This window comes from Mesorhizobium sp. WSM4814, from assembly GCF_055811595.1.
Genome location: NZ_JBVVQT010000047.1, coordinates 1 through 16,573, shown reverse-complemented (window position 1 = coordinate 16,573; position 16,573 = coordinate 1). Strand labels below are relative to the sequence as shown.

General features: G+C 60.2%; 15 protein-coding genes. 11 read left to right on the top strand and 4 right to left on the bottom strand.

Annotation, left to right across the window (positions count from 1 at the left end; all coding sequences use genetic code 11):
• Positions 1-383: 383 nt before the first annotated feature.
• Both AC0L2V_RS31665 and AC0L2V_RS31660 read right to left on the bottom strand, forming a co-directional pair.
• Complete coding sequence (locus AC0L2V_RS31665) at positions 384-1,466, bottom strand: FAD-binding oxidoreductase (protein ID WP_287219624.1); 1,083 nt, start codon at positions 1,464-1,466, stop codon at positions 384-386.
• 89 nt (positions 1,467-1,555) lie between these two features.
• Positions 1,556-2,413, bottom strand: a complete 858-nt coding sequence (locus tag AC0L2V_RS31660) for a LysR family transcriptional regulator (RefSeq protein ID WP_128166462.1) — start codon at positions 2,411-2,413, stop codon at positions 1,556-1,558.
• Positions 2,414-2,547: 134 nt separating this feature from the next.
• On the opposite strand from AC0L2V_RS31660, the gene AC0L2V_RS31655 reads away from it, so the two are divergent.
• The 7 genes from AC0L2V_RS31655 to AC0L2V_RS31625 all read left to right on the top strand — a co-directional run bounded on the left by AC0L2V_RS31655 (position 2,548) and on the right by AC0L2V_RS31625 (position 10,249).
• Positions 2,548-3,630: an amidohydrolase family protein gene (locus tag AC0L2V_RS31655; RefSeq protein ID WP_473522120.1), complete on the top strand. Its 1,083-nt coding sequence runs from the start codon at positions 2,548-2,550 to the stop codon at positions 3,628-3,630.
• A 12-nt stretch (positions 3,631-3,642) separates the two neighbouring features.
• Positions 3,643-3,996 carry a Rieske (2Fe-2S) protein gene (locus AC0L2V_RS31650; RefSeq protein WP_023797723.1) on the top strand — a complete coding sequence of 118 codons (354 nt, stop codon included), beginning with the start codon at positions 3,643-3,645 and terminating at the stop codon, positions 3,994-3,996.
• A gap of 112 nt (positions 3,997-4,108) precedes the next feature.
• Positions 4,109-5,716: an ABC transporter substrate-binding protein gene (locus AC0L2V_RS31645; RefSeq protein ID WP_128166468.1), complete on the top strand. Its 1,608-nt coding sequence runs from the start codon at positions 4,109-4,111 to the stop codon at positions 5,714-5,716.
• 72 nt (positions 5,717-5,788) lie between these two features.
• Positions 5,789-6,835 carry an ABC transporter permease gene (locus AC0L2V_RS31640; RefSeq protein ID WP_023797725.1) on the top strand — a complete coding sequence of 349 codons (1,047 nt, stop codon included), beginning with the start codon at positions 5,789-5,791 and terminating at the stop codon, positions 6,833-6,835.
• Entirely contained in the window at positions 6,832-7,716 is an 885-nt protein-coding gene (locus AC0L2V_RS31635; RefSeq protein WP_473522119.1) for an ABC transporter permease, read from the top strand. The genes AC0L2V_RS31640 and AC0L2V_RS31635 overlap by 4 nt, the downstream gene beginning before the upstream one ends.
• Positions 7,706-9,358, top strand: coding sequence for an ABC transporter ATP-binding protein (locus AC0L2V_RS31630; protein ID WP_473522118.1), 1,653 nt, complete (start codon positions 7,706-7,708; stop codon positions 9,356-9,358). The genes AC0L2V_RS31635 and AC0L2V_RS31630 overlap by 11 nt, the downstream gene beginning before the upstream one ends.
• A gap of 462 nt (positions 9,359-9,820) precedes the next feature.
• Positions 9,821-10,249, top strand: coding sequence for a YybH family protein (locus AC0L2V_RS31625; RefSeq protein ID WP_473522117.1), 429 nt, complete (start codon positions 9,821-9,823; stop codon positions 10,247-10,249).
• Between the two features lie 348 nt (positions 10,250-10,597).
• Here the strand turns inward: AC0L2V_RS31625 and AC0L2V_RS31620 are convergent, their stop codons facing one another.
• Together AC0L2V_RS31620 and AC0L2V_RS31615 are read right to left on the bottom strand one after the other, a co-directional pair.
• Complete coding sequence (locus tag AC0L2V_RS31620) at positions 10,598-11,863, bottom strand: RNA polymerase sigma factor (protein WP_473522116.1); 1,266 nt, start codon at positions 11,861-11,863, stop codon at positions 10,598-10,600.
• Between the two features lie 31 nt (positions 11,864-11,894).
• The gene (locus AC0L2V_RS31615) at positions 11,895-12,245 is read right to left on the bottom strand and encodes a YciI family protein (protein WP_091593904.1); all 351 of its coding nucleotides are present in this window, start codon (positions 12,243-12,245) and stop codon (positions 11,895-11,897) included.
• 800 nt (positions 12,246-13,045) lie between these two features.
• On the opposite strand from AC0L2V_RS31615, the gene AC0L2V_RS31610 reads away from it, so the two are divergent.
• The 4 genes from AC0L2V_RS31610 to AC0L2V_RS31595 all read left to right on the top strand — a co-directional run.
• Positions 13,046-14,125, top strand: a complete 1,080-nt coding sequence (locus tag AC0L2V_RS31610) for a mechanosensitive ion channel family protein (RefSeq protein WP_287171203.1) — start codon at positions 13,046-13,048, stop codon at positions 14,123-14,125.
• Positions 14,126-14,195: 70 nt separating this feature from the next.
• Positions 14,196-14,918, top strand: coding sequence for an RNA polymerase sigma factor (locus AC0L2V_RS31605; RefSeq protein WP_128166473.1), 723 nt, complete (start codon positions 14,196-14,198; stop codon positions 14,916-14,918).
• A 158-nt stretch (positions 14,919-15,076) separates the two neighbouring features.
• On the top strand, positions 15,077-15,940 hold the full coding sequence (locus AC0L2V_RS31600) for a ferritin-like domain-containing protein (protein WP_473522115.1): 864 nt from the start codon (positions 15,077-15,079) through the stop codon (positions 15,938-15,940).
• 36 nt (positions 15,941-15,976) lie between these two features.
• On the top strand, positions 15,977-16,573 hold a 597-nt coding region (locus AC0L2V_RS31595; protein ID WP_473522114.1), incomplete at its 3' end, for a twin-arginine translocation signal domain-containing protein.

Below are 16,573 nucleotides of genomic sequence, written 5' to 3'. Positions count from 1 at the left end.
CCCTCAATGCGAGCGCGACGTCCGGTTCGTGATCTCTACCTCACCCCACGCGCCCATCCCGCGCAGCGGGTTCGTTCAACGACCCTTTGCGGTCATTGAGCCCGGTATGCACGATGACCGAAACTCTTCACGAATGCTGACTGGCAGCTTTGAGGCTCGGATTATAAGAAGCGGCCCTTCAGCCCCCCGCGGGTACCGACGTGATCTGACCCCAATCCGACCATTCCCGCCGCACGATGCCGCCCGAAAGCCGACATTCAAAGGATCCAGCGGCCAAGCGCAGGTTGCCGGAACCGACTCATGAGTGCGCGCGCCGTTTATCCAATCATGTGAGCCACTGGCATGCCCCCAGCGCCGGGCTTGGCCATCAATTCGCAATGAGGTCAGAGATCGAGGCAAACGGTGCCTAGCGGCCGGCTGCAGCAAGCCAGCACATAACCAGCCGCCTTCTCTTCAAGGCTGAGTCCTCCAAGGTCGTCGATCACGACGTCACCTGAGAGCTTGACCGTCCGACAGGTTCCGCAAATGCCCTGCTGGCATGCGGTAGGGATGTAGAGGCCGCTATTGCGCGCCGCATCGAGCAGAGTCTCTCCAGGCGCACACAGGTGCTCCACGCCAGACCGGGCGAAACGGACACAAGTCGGGCCAGCGGCAGCCGATTGAGGAGCCATGGAATTGCCCACGGCGCCGCCGAAACTTTCCTCGTGATACTGGGAGGGTGCGATGCCGATCTCCGCGACACAGGCCCGAACCGTCTGCATAAACGGCTCGGGGCCGCAAACGTAAGACGTGCGCTGGTGAAGGTCCGGAGCCAGCCGCAAGAGCATGGGGCCGTCGATGCGACCGAAAGGGCCCTGCCACGCCGAACCTTCCTGGCTGCAGATGAAGCTTACATCGACATTGGAGAATCGCGCGGCGAGCGCCTCCAACTCGGAGCGGAAGGCGATGTCGTCCGCCGTCCGAGCGCAGTGAATGAAACGGATGTCATGGCCAGATGCCCGGTCGGTTAGCGCCCGCAGCATCGACATAACGGGAGTGATGCCGCTGCCGCCCGAAAGGAAAAGCGGCTTCTCGGATGGTAGATCGTCGAAGTTGAAACGTCCGACCGGCCCTTCGATTTCAATGTTGTGGCCCGGCCGGAGATTGTCGTGAAGCCAGTTGGAAACAAGCCCGCCCTTCACCCGCTTCACCGTGATCTGCAGGTCGAGCGGTCGAGTCGGCGGCGACGACACCGAGTACGGTCTCGTTACCCGGGTGCCGTCGATTGTCAGGTTCAGCACTAAATACTGGCCTGCACTAAAGCTGAACATGTGGCCAGAAGCAGCTGAAAAGACGAATGTCTTAACGTCGTGTGTCTCATCGATGACGCGCCGGCAGCGCACGAACTGTCTTGAGCTCTCCGCCCATTGCCGTTGACGCAGCGCTGGAGCGAAATCGGTGGCCGAAAAGGGAGCGTGCGCGTTCATGATTGGACTCTGCTTGACCCGACCAGAATGGCAGCCGGGATACTTTCAAAAAAGCGGCAGATGTCGGCTTTACAATCGGATATTTCGATCTAGCTTTCCATGGACATAACGGCCAGATGGAGCGCGCGAATCCCTCTACGGATGATCGGCTCGTGTTTGCGGCGCGCCAAAATAGCGGTGTGAACCGGCTGTTGAAGCGCGGGCGCGCCCTCGACCACAAAAGACGGCCGCTCGGCGGTATACCGCCGAGCATCGTCACTGCGCATATAGCAAGTGCCACCCATGCGCCGCAGCATCGCTTCGGCGAGCGTTTCCGAGCCCATCGAAAGACGGCCTATCGCCAATTGCGGCAGCGCCTCGGCGTGGGCTTTTTCAAGCGCGACCGTGTAGCCCGGCCGGATATACGTATCCGCGTTGACCTCCGACAGGATCCTGGCCGTCGTAGACACCATCACATATTCTTCAACCATGAGAGGATCGTAGGAGATTTCAGGGAGGTATCGGGGCGCGTAGACCACAGCAATATCGAGGTTTCCCAAGCTCAAGTCGGAAATCATCTGCGGCGAGTAGTCGGACTCTACGTGAATTGACGATTTCGGCAGCACCTGGAACAGAGTTTCCACCCAACCCGGCAATATCGATCGCGTCATCCCGACCTGCGCAGCGACGCGCAAGGTGCCCTCGAACCGGTTGAATGCCCGAACGTCATGGCGGGCCTGAGACCATGTCGACAGCATCGCGCGCGCATAGGCTTCGAAACGTCGCCCCGCCGCGGTCGGTTCGGCGCCGGCGCGTCCCCTCAGGAAGAGCTCCGAACCGATGGCCTGCTCTAGGTTCCTGATGCGGGTACTGACCGTCGACTGCGTAACCCCAAGACGATCGGCCGTACGGTTGAAATTTCGCGACTCCATAATGTCGAGAAAGGTCTCAATGTGATCCAGCTGCATGTGGCCTCGCGATCGAAAAATCCGATCGTATTACCTCAGATCACAAGCTTGATCAAATAATTCCCAAGGCGGAAGCTGCGGTTGAAGAAGCCGGCTGGGTTAGCCGGCCTGCCGCGCCAGGGGAGTTGGTTAGGGTGTTCATAGTCGATTGCGATTGTCACAATTACTGGTCGAGCGCTACGGTGCTCGAGCCATATCTTTCCGGCGTCTGGAAAGACATGTTCACAGAAGGCGAAAAAACTGGTCCGAGAGGCGCCTTCCCCCACGGTCACCGTCCGTGGTTTCACCCGCAGGATTTCTCCCGGAAGGACGTCAGGCCCGAGACGGAGGCCGACAACTATCTCGTCATGAAAGAAAAGCACCTCGACAAATACAATGTCGGAGCCGCTATCCTCACCGGCGACGAGCCGATCGAAGCCTCCACGCTAGCCAATCCCTATTACGCAAGTGCACTGGTCAGCGCCTATAACGACTACCAAATCGCCGAATGGCTTCCCAAAGACAGTCGTTTTATGGGCTCCATCATCATCGCGCCGCAGGATCCGAAGCTCGCAGCAGCCGAGATCCGCCGCCTCGGCAACCATCCGCGTATGGTGCAGGTTCTGGCCTCCCAAGGCTCGGTCAAACCCTACGGTGATCCGTTCTACCATCCCATTTTCGAGGCTTGCGCCGAAGTCGGGCTGCCATTCGCGATCCACCTGGGCGGCCATGGCGGCATCAACTGGAACGCGGTGGCACCGGCTCCCACGACCTTCTTCTGGGAGACGCACGCTATTCTTCACATGTCGGCCTTGTCGCATGTGGCAAGCATGATCGCGCATGGCGTTTTCGAAAAATGGCCGGACCTGTATTTCGTGATCATCGAGTGCGGTGTGGCCTGGGTTCCATCGGTATTATGGCGTCTGGACGCAGATTACAAAGCGCTGCGCAAGGAAACGCCGTGGCTGAAGATGCTGCCCTCGGAGTATTGCCGGCGCAATATCCGCTTTTCCACGCAGCCGCTGGAGCAGCCCGCGAACATACAGCATCTCTGGTCCACTCTCGAAGCGATGGACGGCGAGAACACGCTGATGTTTGCCTCCGACTACCCGCATTGGGATTATGACGATGCCAACACGCTGCACATCCCGCCTGCCTGGAGGAGCAAGATCCTGGGGTTGAATGCGCTCGAGGTCTATAAACGCATTCCCCGCACGCAAGCGGCTAATGCCGCCTGACGGGAGCAGACAATGGCTGAGAAAACATACATTTGCCGGGTCGACGAAATCGAGACCGGAACTCCCTACATCGCCAAAATCCGCAGCCTTTCAGTCGGGGTTTTCCGCATCGGAGATTCATTCCATGCTTTGCTGAACGTTTGTCCGCACCGAGGCGCTCCGCTTTGCGAAGGACCGCAATGCGGAACCACGGCGCCGGTCGACCAAGCGCAGTTCATCTATCATCGCGAGAACGAGATCGTGCGCTGCGCCTGGCACGGTTGGGAATTCGACATAAAAACCGGTGCGGCCCTGGTCGATCCGGGCGTACGTGCCCGAACATTCCCGGTCACGGTGGAAGCTGGTGAAATCTATGTAACGGCGTAAGATTTGTGTCGAAAACGCTGAAAATCGAAAGGAGGCAAATCGGCTGAATCCGCCAGATCTGCTCGATAATGCCAACAACAAGAATGCGGGAAATCCGCAATGGGAGGAAGCAGTGTCAGAATCTGAATATAAACTCCGCCTGGCGCAAAACCTGATCGGCCGCGGCAAGGTTTCGCGCCGTGATTTCATCCAGCTCGGGCTGGCGGCCGGCCTGACGGTCGCCGCCGGCGACAAGCTCTTCGTGACCGTGGCGCGGGCCGAACCGCAGCGGGGCGGCTTCGCCAAGCTCGGCATGGCACATGGCGCGACGACGGATTCGATCGATCCGGCCGGCTATCTCGACACCTTCACGCAAACCGCCTTTTCGGGTGCCATGTCCAACAGCCTGACCGAGGTCGACGCGAAAGGCAGCATCCAACCGGACCTTGCCGAGAGCTTCGAGACCTCGGACGACGCGACGACATGGGTCTTCAAGCTGCGCAAAGGTGCGACCTTCCACAACGGCAAGACCGTAACAGCGGACGACGTGGTCGCCTCGATGCAATACCACATGGGAGTCGACACCAAATCGGCGGCGAAGTCGCTGCTGGAATCGGTGACCAATATCAAGGCGGACGGTCCGGAAACGATCGTTTTTAAACTAAACAGCGGCAATGCAGACTTTCCCTACATCATGAGCGACTATCACCTTGTCGTCATGCCTGCCAAGGACGGAAAGGCAGACTGGGAATCGGGCGTCCGGACCGGTGCCTTCGTGCTTGAGAACTTTCAGCCCGGCGTCTCGGCCAAGCTCAAGCGCAATCCCAACTACTTCAAGAACGGCAAACCATATTTTGACGAGGTGGAGTTTATCGCCATCACGGACCTCGCAGCGCGTATGGCGGCGCTGTCAACCGGCGAGGTGGATTATATCGGCCGCGCCGACCTGAAAACGCTCGGTATGCTGAAGCGCAAGCCGAATATCGAAATCCTCGAGGTCACCGGATACGGCCATTACACGCTGCCGATGAACGTGACGGTGGCGCCATTCGACAACCCCGATGTGCGCATGGCGTTGAAATGGGCCATCGATCGCGAGGAAATCGCGCAGAAGATCTTCCTTGGCCATGCAACCGTCGGAAATGACAACCCGATCGCACCGGCGATCAAGTTCGCCATCAATCCGGAGCCGCAGCACAAGTTCGATCCGGAAAAGGCGCGCTTCCATCTGAAAAAAGCGGGAATCGAAAATCTCAAGGTCGACCTTTCCGTCGCCGACGCCGCTTTCGCCGGTGCCGTGGACGCAGCCGCCCTCATCCGCGAGACGGCGGCCCAATGCGGCATCGATGTCAATGTGGTGCGCGAGGCCGAGGACGCCTATTGGGACAATGTCTGGCTCAAGAAACCGTGGTGCGCCTCCTATTGGAGCGGTCGTGCAACGGCCGACTGGATGTTCACGCAGGCCTACTCGGCCGATTCCAGCTGGAACGACACGTTCTGGAAAAATCCTCGCTTTAACGAACTGCTGATCCAGGCACGCGCGGAGACCGACGAGGCCAAGCGCTCCGCGATGTATGCAGAAATGCAGCAGTTGACGCATGACGACGGCGGCGCCATCGTCCTGGTATTCAACAATTTTGTCAGCGCCAAGTCCAAGAAACTGGCGCATGGCGAGGTGGCGCCGAACTGGGAGAATGACGGACTGAAGATGGCCGAGCGCTGGTGGATAGCCACCGCGTGACGTTCGCCAGGCGAACTGCCCGCGGCGCGGGCGGTTCGCTGTTTTCAGGGGAAAGGCTCGAAGGTACCGCCCATGAACCCGGTCGTTAGAACGGTTCTGCAGCGCCTGGGCCTTGGCCTGATCACGCTCTTCATCGTCTCGATCATCATATTTTCGGCGATTGCCATGCTTCCGGGCGATTTCGCCAAGGCGATGCTTGGGCAATCTGCGACGCCCGAGACGGTCGCTGCCTTCCAGCGCGAGATCGGCATCGATCGTCCGCCGGTCGAGCGCTATTTCGCCTGGGTCGGACAGATCGTGCAGGGGGATTTCGGCTCTTCCTTCGCAAGCCGCACCGGCTACCGGCGCACGGTCGCCGAGATCATTGCGCCCCGGCTCTACAACACGATGTTCCTCGCCGTGATGACCGCCCTTATAGCGGTCCCTCTCGCGCTGGGACTCGGCATTCTCGCCGCTCTCTATCGCAACAGCTGGTTCGACCGTGTGGTGAACACGGTGACCCTGACGACGATTTCGTTCCCCGAATTCTTCGTCGCCTATATGCTGGCCTATCTCATCATCTCGCGCGACACGTTCATCGGAACCGAATTTGCACAATCCCTACCCGAGTGGCTCGCGTCTTCGATCAACTGGGTCCTGAACCTGGTTCCCAAATTTCCGACACTGGCGAATATCAGCGACCAAACGCCGTTCTGGGAGCACGTCTGGCGCGCAGCGCTGCCGTCCATCACCCTGACGCTGGTGATTGTTGCCCATATGATGCGTATGACGCGAGCGGCGATTATTAACATGCTGGCAAGCCCCTATATCGACATGGCGCGGCTCAAGGGAATGTCGCCAATGGCAATCGTTCTCAGACACGCCCTGCCTAATGCCTGGGCGCCCATCGTCACGGTAATTGCTTTCAACCTCGCTTATCTCATCGTCGGCGTGGTCGTGGTCGAGGTGGTGTTCGTCTATCCCGGCATCGGCCAATTGATGGTCGATGCGGTGAAGTCGAGGGATGTTCCGGTCGTGCAAGCCTGCGCCTTGATTTTCGCGGCAACCTACATCCTGCTCAACCTGACCGCCGACATCATTTCCATCGCCACCAATCCGAGGCTTTTGCACCCGCGATGACCAGTATCGAACACGCCGTGGCGGTTCCGAGACAAAGGCGCACGCGCGTCTCGCGGGTAAAAACCGCACTCAGAAAGGCTCCCTTCAGCGCCTGGTTCGGCATCGTGGTCATCCTTGGCTATGTCTTCGTCGCGCTGTCGGCGCCCTGGATAGCGCCCTACGGGGAAACGCAGGTTTTCAGCGAAGCCTTCGCGCCCTGGAGCCAGGAATTCATCGTCGGGACCGACCAACTCGGCCGCGACGTGCTCACCCGGCTGATCTATGGCGCGCGCAATACGGTCGGCATCGCTCTCGCGACTACGCTTCTGTCCTTCGCGGTCGGCGTCACTCTCGGCTTGCTAGCCGCGATGTACCGGGGTTGGGTCGACCAAATTTTGTCACGCGCGGTAGACGTGCTGATGTCGATCCCGAGCCTCATCTTCGCGCTGGTGTTGCTATCCATCTTCGGTTCCTCGGTCACCAGCCTGATCCTCATCATCGCCCTGCTCGATTCAACCCGCGTATTTCGGCTGGCGCGTGCGGTCGGGCTGAATGTTGCCGTCATGGAATATGTCGAAGCCGCGCAGCTGCGTGGCGAAGGGCCGAGATGGATTCTGACCAAGGAGATCCTGCCCAACGTGCTGCCGCCGCTGATCGCGGAATTCGGTCTGCGCTTCTGTTTCGTTTTCCTCACCATCGCCGCGCTCTCCTTTCTCGGCGTCGGCATCCAGCCCCCGACAGCCGACTGGGGCTCGATGGTGCGGGAAAACGCCACCCTCATCACCTATGGCGACATCACTCCGCTCTTGCCGGCAGGCGCGATCGCCCTTCTCACGGTTTCTGTGAATTTCGTTGTCGATTGGTTCCTGCACACGACAAGCGGATTGCGCGATGAAAAGTAAGGATTCTGGCCCACGCGAAAAGGGAACGAAACTCCTCAGCGTTCGCGACCTTCACGTCGAAGGGTTTTCCGACGAGCGCTGGCACCCGATCGTTCGCGGTGTGGATCTCTCGCTAAAGCGCGGTGAGGTTCTCGGCCTCATAGGCGAGTCCGGCGCCGGAAAATCCACCATTGGGCTTGCCGCGATGGGATATGCCAAGCCAGGTTGCCGGATAACGCAAGGATCGATCCTGTTCGACGGGATCGACCTCCTCGCCATGAGCGAAACCGCACGGCGGCGGCTCCGAGGCTCGCGCATCGCCTATGTCGCGCAAAGCGCGGCCGCCTCCTTCAACCCGGCCCACCGGCTCCTCGATCAGACCGTCGAAACGGTCGTGGCGCACGGGATCGCCAGTCGCGAGGCAGCGAATCGGGATGCCATCGAACTTTACCGGCGTCTTCACCTGCCGGATCCGGACAGCATCGGCTTCCGCTATCCTCACCAGGTCTCCGGAGGGCAGTTGCAGCGGGCAATGACCGCGATGGCCATGGCCTGCCGGCCCGACCTGATCATCTTCGACGAGCCGACGACGGCGCTCGACGTGACCACACAGGTGGAGGTCCTCGCCTCGATCCGCAAGATTGTCGAAGAGTTCAACACTGCCGCGATCTACGTCACGCATGATCTGGCGGTGGTTGCGCAGATGGCGGACCGGATCATGGTTCTGCGCCATGGCCGTACTGTGGAGGAGGCCGAAACACGCCAGATGCTTGCGGCGCCGGCCGAAGACTATACGAGGACGCTCTGGGCGGTCCGAAAGCTAGCCAAACCCGAAGTGCCGGCCGCGGACCATCTGCTCACGATCGATAACATCACCGCCGCTTACGCAGGGAAAGTCAAGGTTCTGCAGGATGTATCCATCAAGGTGCCGCGCGGACGGACGGTAGCGGTCGTCGGTGAATCTGGTTCCGGCAAATCAACGCTCGCCCGCGTCATCACCGGCCTGCTGCCGCCGGTCTCGGGCTCGATCTCATTTGCGGGGCATCGTTTGCCAAGAACACTGAAAGAGAGGCCCAAAGACATTCTGCGCCGCATCCAGATGATCTATCAGATGCCTGACAACGCGCTCAATCCGCGTCAGACCGTCGAGGAGGTCATCTCCCGGCCACTTGAGTTCTATCTCGGCCTCAAAGGGGCGGCGTGCGACCGCCGCGTTGGCGAACTCATGCACATGATCGAGATGGACGAAAGCTTCCTCGACCGTCTGCCGGGCGAACTCTCGGGCGGTCAGAAGCAGCGCATCTGCATTGCCCGGGCGCTGGCTGCTAATCCGGAGCTCATCATCTGCGACGAGGTGACCTCGGCCCTCGACCAGATCGTACAGGAAGAGATCCTGAAGCTTCTTATGCGGCTCCAACAAGAATTCGGAGTCAGCTACATTTTCATCACGCACGACATCGCGACGGTGCGGGCAATCGCAGACGAAATTGTCGTCATGCATCACGGCAAAGTCGTCGAGCAGGGGCTCAAGACCGAAATCCTGACGCCGCCGCATGCTCCGTATACGGAACTGCTTCTCTCCTCCGTGCCGGAGATGGATCCAGACTGGCTGACGAAGCTGCTGGAAACCCGGGAGCGCAAGCGGGTCGGCGCGGCGAACTGAATCCCAACGTATTGACCGCTTGGCTCCAGTTCTCGCGCGAACGTCGGTTATGCCGCAACCGCGACGTCCAGAATGGTCGCAACAATGTCTGCTTTCAGGCAGTAGCAACGGCCATCTCAATGGGTCGAAGTGAGGCGATCCACGCCGACTAACTCGTGAACCACGCGGCATGCTGCCGGTGCACGAGTGAAGCCAATGATCGAAAGTCTCATGCCGCGTTGGTAACCCGGCTGGAACTAAAGACGCCACCCGCCATGCTCCAACCCAACGCGGTTGATCTCGTTTGACCAGCCATCTTGCTGGTCGGGCTCTTAGTCGTATTGGCACTCGTGGTGGGCCACTAGAGCCCCGATGATGCCACGATGCAACAGCAGCTAGGACCGGCCATATTTGTTACGAATGGTGTCGATGTCGGATTGATCGCCCCGGCCTCGTCGTTCCAGAAAATGAAGGAGCAACGATATGTCTGAAAAGGAAGTCTTGTCTGTCATCCGGGGCCAGGAAGACGCAACTGCCAAGGGGGACGCCCGCGCCAACCTCGATGCCATGGACCCGGATGTCGTGGTTTTCGATCTGCCGCCGCCGCTTGCCTATCGAGGCGAACAGGCACGCGACGTCGAAGGGATAAATGCTTGGTTTGCAACTTGGCGCAACGGCGTCACCGTTCACATGGCTGACCCGCAGCTCATGATCGACGGCGATCTTGCAGTGGCCTTCGGGCTGTCGCGCATGACTGGCATTAAGACCGATGGCACAAAGGTCGACTCCTGGAGCCGGCGAACCATCGTGCTAAGGCGCATCGCCGGTTCTTGGAAAATCATCCACGAACATGCCAGCTTCCCTATGGCAATGGACGGAAGTGGGCGCGCTGTGACGGATCTCTTGCCGTAGTTCCGGAACGCCTAACGTCCTCAACAGGGATGTCGGCTTTCACGCGGCAAGGGTTCGTAGGTGAACGGTCGATTTGGCGGCGCGTTGCTGACAGTCAGCCTTGCGGCCGTTGGCGGACTTGCGGCTTAGAGGCTGAATGTCAGAAGCGTTCGGGAGCCTATATCCGTTCCCAAAATCGGACATTGAGCGCAACCAGCGGTTCTGACCCTAAGCTGCCGTTTCACCTTGGAAGTTCGGGCCGGGTGGGACAGCGGACGTTCCGCGATATCCAAGTCAGACCTTGCAGGAAAATGACAAAAGCCCGGAAGCGGTCGATCCGGGTCGACCATGTCCTTGTCTGATCAGGGATTATGATGACATCGCTGCGTCGGCCGCCTCGGCGGCGCGCCGTCTCAGCAGGTCATGTTCCCGCCTGTTGCCCGCCAGCGTCGCGGCCGCTTCGAACGCGTCGCGCGCCTCCTCGTAGCGGCCGAGTTTGCGGAGCAGGTCGCCGCGAACGCTCGGCAGCAGGTGATAGCCTTTGAGCGCCGGCTCGCGCGAAAGGCGGTCCACGATCACCAGCGCCACTTCTGGGCCCTCGGCCATGCCGACGGCAACCGCGCGGTTGAGGTCGATGATTGGCGAGCGCACGACAGCCACCAGCTCCGCATAAAGTCCGGCGATGCGCGACCAGTCGGTATCACTTGCCGTCCTCGCCTGGGCGTGGCAGGCGATAATCGCTGCCTGTAGGGCGTAAATGCCGCCCGCTCCGTCTAATTCGCGCGCTCGCCCGAGCGCCTGCATCCCGCGCCGGATCTGGAGCTGGTCCCAGAGTGCGCGGTTCTGGTCCAGCATGAGGATTGGCTCGCCCTCGGCGTCAGTACGAGCCGCCGTGCGCGAGGCGTTCAGCTCCATCAGAGCGAGCAATCCATGGGCTTCGGGCTCGTGCGGAACGATGGAGGTGAGCACGCGGCCCATGCGAAGCGCTTCATTGCAGAGCTGGGGGCGCAGCCAGTCCTCGCCGCTCGCCGCGGTGTAGCCTTCGTTGAAGATGAGGTAGACGACCTCCAGCACCGAGGAGAGCCGCATTGAGAGCTCCTCGCCGCTCGGGGTCTCGTAGGCCAGCCCCGATTCCGAAAGAGTCCGCTTCGCGCGCACGATGCGCTGGGCGATCGTCGCCTCCGGCAACAGGAAGGCCCTCGCGATCTCCTCGGTTGTCAGGCCGCAGATCATCCGCAGTGCCAGCGCCGCGCGGGCCTCGCGCGACAGACGCGGGTGGCAGGTGAGCCGAAGCAGCTCATCGCCTATGTCGTCGTCCAGGGCCGAGTCGAGGTCGGGCATGGCCTGCTGCTCCTCCTCCATGTCCCAGGCGATAATGTCATGCTTGCGCTCGAGCATCCGGCTGCGGCGCAGATGATCCAGGGCCCGGCGCTTGGCGGTCACCATCAGCCAGGCGCCGGGTTTTTCCGGAACGCCTGTGGCCGGCCACCGCTCAAGGGCAACCAACAGGGCTTCCTGCGTCAAATCCTCGGCCAACGGCACATCGCGCAGCATCCTCGCCAGACTGGTGATCAGCCGGGGCTGCTCGATCCGCCACACGGCGAGGATCGTGCGATGGGCGTCGGCGACCGTCATGGCCGCCGACGCCGTCTGCAGGAACCTCGCCTCAAGGGCCGGCAAAAGCGCGGACCTCGCACGTGCCCTCCCAATCCGGCATGAAATCCTTGTGGAGCTGCATAAACTCGACCGCCGACGCCACGGCCTCTTCCTTGTTCCGGAACTCCATGATCGCGTAGCCGCCGATGACCTCCTTCGCCTCGACGAACGGACCGTCGATGACGCTGAGCTTCCCATCGGCGATGCGCACTTGTGCGCCCATCGCGACCGGCGTGAGCCCGCCCATGTCGACCATGCGGCCGGCCTTGACTTCTCGGTCGGCGAGCTTGTTCATCGCCTCGATGAGTTCCGCCGTCGGCGGTCCAGCGTGGGCGGAAGTGACGAACGACATGAAGCGCATTTGAGAACTCCTCCTGAGGCGAGCCGCGGACGTGATGGCCGCTGAACAGTCTCGCTAATAAGTCGACGAACCAGCCCCCGGCGGATCGACACGCGCTTTGAATAAATCACGCCTAGGCTGTAATGACGATGGGCGAGTGAACAAGGTTCGATTGACCAACCCCATCTAACGTCCAACGTCGTGAGTTCCGTTGCCGCGTTATTTTGGCGCCTAGGAGGCTGGTTCTAACTTCCGCCAAGGGGTCGACTTCCGCCGTTGGACGTCCGTCAATTTAACGGCCGGTTCTGACCCTTTCGAGACCTTCATTCTCGGCGTTGCGAATGGCAGCAACGCGCCTAATCTCAGCCGTTCGTCGACGCTCAGCTCGATCCCGAATCCCGCCTTTCGCTCAGTCGTTGTGATGGGCTCGAGTCAATACGTGCAATCCAATGGATTGGCGGCTATCCGCCGGCATGATCCCGCCGCAGGAGCGAAGTCCGCCGGCCGATGAAGGCTGAGTTGCATTCGAACCAACGGCCGCTTGATGAACAGTCGAGATCTCTACCGGTGAGCTATCGGGGAGCTGCTGATACCAAACTCAACTTAATTTCGGATTGGGCTATAAGGCACTTGCCGAATATGGTGGCGACGTGCTTGCCGCCCTATTTCACCAAAGACGGGCCCGCCGGAATGAAGGCCAGCTGTCGGGGACCGGCAGGGAGCCAGTCAGCGACTGACGTTGGGTCGTTTGCCGGAATGCCGCCGTCGAGGAACGAGAAGGCACTGGCTGGGTGTTGATGGCCACATCGGGAGGTGAACCCATGGAACCGCGCGCCAAGAAACAGGAGAACCTTTCCCGACTCGAACGGGCCGCGCAACAGACTGCTGACCCAAAAACTATGGAACAGAAGGCGAAAAAGCCCGAGGAAAAATTCCGCTTCAGCCTACGCAAGGAAGACGTCTGGTGGACGGTTGGTTTCGCTGCCGCTGCCTTGCTGCTTTTTGGCATCCAAGTCCTGATCAATTGGCGCTTAGAATGGCTTGACGCGCCTTTGCGCGTTCGCGTGCTGAACTACGTCAGGGGCGGCCTTCTCATTTTCGTTATGCTGACCGTTGCCAATGTTATCGAAGTCTTTCTCATTGGCCGAATTCCCAATCGTGTTTCGCGCTTCAACTTGCAACGTATTTTTCGATTAGTCGTCGTCGTCGCCATCGTCTTCGTGGCCATTTCAGTCTTATTTGTGAACTGGTACACTGCGGTTGTTTCACTCGGCCTGATTTCACTGATTCTCGGCTTTGCGCTGCAAATGCCGATCTCCAGTTTCATCGCGTGGATTTATATTTTGGCCAGGGCGCCTTATCGCGTTGGCGACCGCATTCGCATCGGCGATGCCCATGGCGATGTCATTGATGTCAGCTATCTCGACACGACATTATGGGAATTTGGCGGCGAACATCTTTGGACCGATCATCCGAGCGGACGCGTCATCAAGTTTCCGAACTCCACCGTGTTTGACACGCCGGTCTTCAACTATTCCTGGCCGCTGTTTCCCTATGTCTGGAACGAAATCAAGTTTCAGCTCGCTTATGAAAGCGATCTGGAATTCGTAGCGAAAACCATGAGAGAGGTCGTCGACGAGCAGATCGGCGACATCATGAGCCAGAAGGTGAAGGTCTATAAGCACATCCTGTCGCAAACGCCGGTGGACGAACTCGAAGTGAGGGAGCATCCCGCGGTTCATTTTCGCGTCAGTGAAAACACCTGGCTCGAGGCCATCGTGCGTTACCTCGTGCCGCCGAAGGAAGCGGGGCGCACCAAAACACGCTTGATCAAGGAAATGCTGGCGCGAATGAATGCAAAACCCGATCGCGTGCTGTTTCCGAAGAGCAATTTGAGGTGAACTTCCTCAGGCCACGCCGCGCGGAGCCACCCCGCCCGCATCGCGGCAGGCTGATGCATCTGGAGCGCCTATGATGAAGCCGACCGGATCCACCGAGGCAGTGAGGATCGAGGACCTTGACGACGCGGGGCTGGTTGAACACGCGCGACAGCGTGACCCCGCCGCATTCTGGTTAATCATCAAGCGTCACAATCAGCGGCTTTACCGGGTCGCCCGCGCCGTCCTGAACGACGACACCGAGGCCGAGGACGTACTTCAGGAGACCTATATCCACGCCTTCACCCATCTGGCCGAATTCCGCGCGGAGGCGCAGCTGTCGACCTGGCTCACCCGGATCGCGCTGAACGAGGCGCTGGGACGCCGCCGGAAAAGGCGGCCCACCGTCGACGTGAAAGCCATCGAGGGCATGGTCGCTCCGTTCAGCGCCCACAAGCCTGATCCCGAAGAGGCGGCCGCTCTCGCTGAAATCCGCAACCTCCTGGAGCGAGCCGTCGGTGGCTTGCCAGAGCCCTTTCGCATCGTCTTTGTCATGCGAGACGTCGAGGAAATGAGCATTGAGGAAACTGCTTTTCTCTTGGCATTGCGACCTCAGACGGTGAGCACCCGTCTTTATCGCGCACGCCGGCTGCTCCGCGAGGCGCTGCGGGACAAGCTCGCCACCGTGTTCACGGATACGTTTCTCTTCGCTGGCGTCCGTTGTGACCGCCTCGCGCAATCAGTCTTTGACCGGCTCGCAATCCGCCTGGTTCGAAAGGATACTCATCCGTTGAACACGGCGACTGAGCGCACGTAGACGCCGTTCACGCCGAGATTACGCCGGCTCCTTTCGCGGGGATGTTGTAGCGGGACGCGGGAATATTTTGGCGGCCCGGACCATCTAATCATCAGGCAAATGCACTCGGCGCCGCGGTGCTGACAGCGGCGTTGAATCAACAAACATAGGAGACCGCCATGCAGGGCGCACTTCACCTATCCCGGCGTCAGTCGCTTCAGGGACTTGTCGTACTCGGTGCCGGAGCGGCACTCGGCGGAATCGCACGGTCTTCTCCGGTATTGGCACAGGACATATCGGACGAGGACATTTTCCGCTTTGCGCTCAACCTCGAATATATGGAGGCTGAATACTACCTCCGCGGCACCACCGGAATGGGCATCGACGCAGCCGATGTTGGTTCGAAACCCGGCGACGTCGTTGGCGGCAAGCAAGTCTCCTTCGAGACGCCGGCCATCGGCGAATTCATGCAGGAAGTCGCCGAAAATGAACTCGCGCACGTCCGCTTCTACCGCAAGACGCTTGGAACGGACGCTGTTGACCGGCCGGCGATCGATTTCGATGCCGGTTTCAAGGCCGTCGCGGAAGCGGCGGGCCTCGGGTCGGACTTTGACCCCTTCGGCAACGAAACGAACTTCGTTCTCGGCGGGATGTTGTTCGAGGATGTCGGCGTCACCGCATATGCCGGGGCGACGACAGTTCTGAAAAACAAGGACTTCCTCGCCGCCGCCGCAGGCATCCTGGCGGTCGAGGCCTACCACATGGGCATGGCGCGATCGACGCTATACCGGAAGGGAGAGGAAGCCTGGAAGGTCGCCAACGCCGTTTCCGACGCCCGCGACAAGATCGACGGATCGGAAGACAAGGACCAGGGAATCCAGGTGGACGGAAAAGCCAACATCGTTCCGTCGACGCCCGATGCGATCGCGTTCACCAGAACGCCGCAGGAGGTGCTCCGGATCGTCTACCTCACCGACAAGGACGGAGTGAGCAAGGGCGGCTTCTATCCGGAAGGGATGAACGGCACGCTCAAGAGCACCTGAGCCAACTGCGACGAGGGCTGCTCTTGGAGAAAGACCATGAGTAAAGATGATGATGTGAACCACGGATCGGCAGCTTCAAGCCGAGCGCTGTCTCGCCGCAATTTCCTGAAAGTCTCTGTGACCGGTGCGGCGATTGCCAGCGCCGGCGGCCTTTCAGCCTGTATGACTGGACCGTGGCAGCCGGAAAGACAACCAAGGCGCTGGCGCTGTACCAGGACACCCCAAATCGTGGCCGACGCTGCGGTGGGTGTACTCACTTCCGAGAGCCAAACGGGTGCGAGACCGTTGCCGGTGCAATCAGCCCAAATGGCTGGTGCCGTTTCCACGAGCCGCTGCCGGCTTGATGCAACAAATTGCGGTCTCCCGCCTTATGTCTCGGGCGGGAGCAACGCGACGTCAGCTTCCACGTCCAGAGCGGACGTTGGCCGGCCGGCGGTAAGGCGTCTGCCTAGGGTCATGGGCGTGAATTCGTTCTCGGAGAGCGAACGTCCGCATTGGGTCGATCAGCGGAATGGCCGCTTGTCTGTAACTTCGTCCCGAAAGCGGAAGGGCAGGTTTCGTGAAGAGTTTCGGGCGCCGGCAGGCGTACGAAAGTCCCCGAGGAAGGAACCCGCGGGCCACAGGCGATGGCTA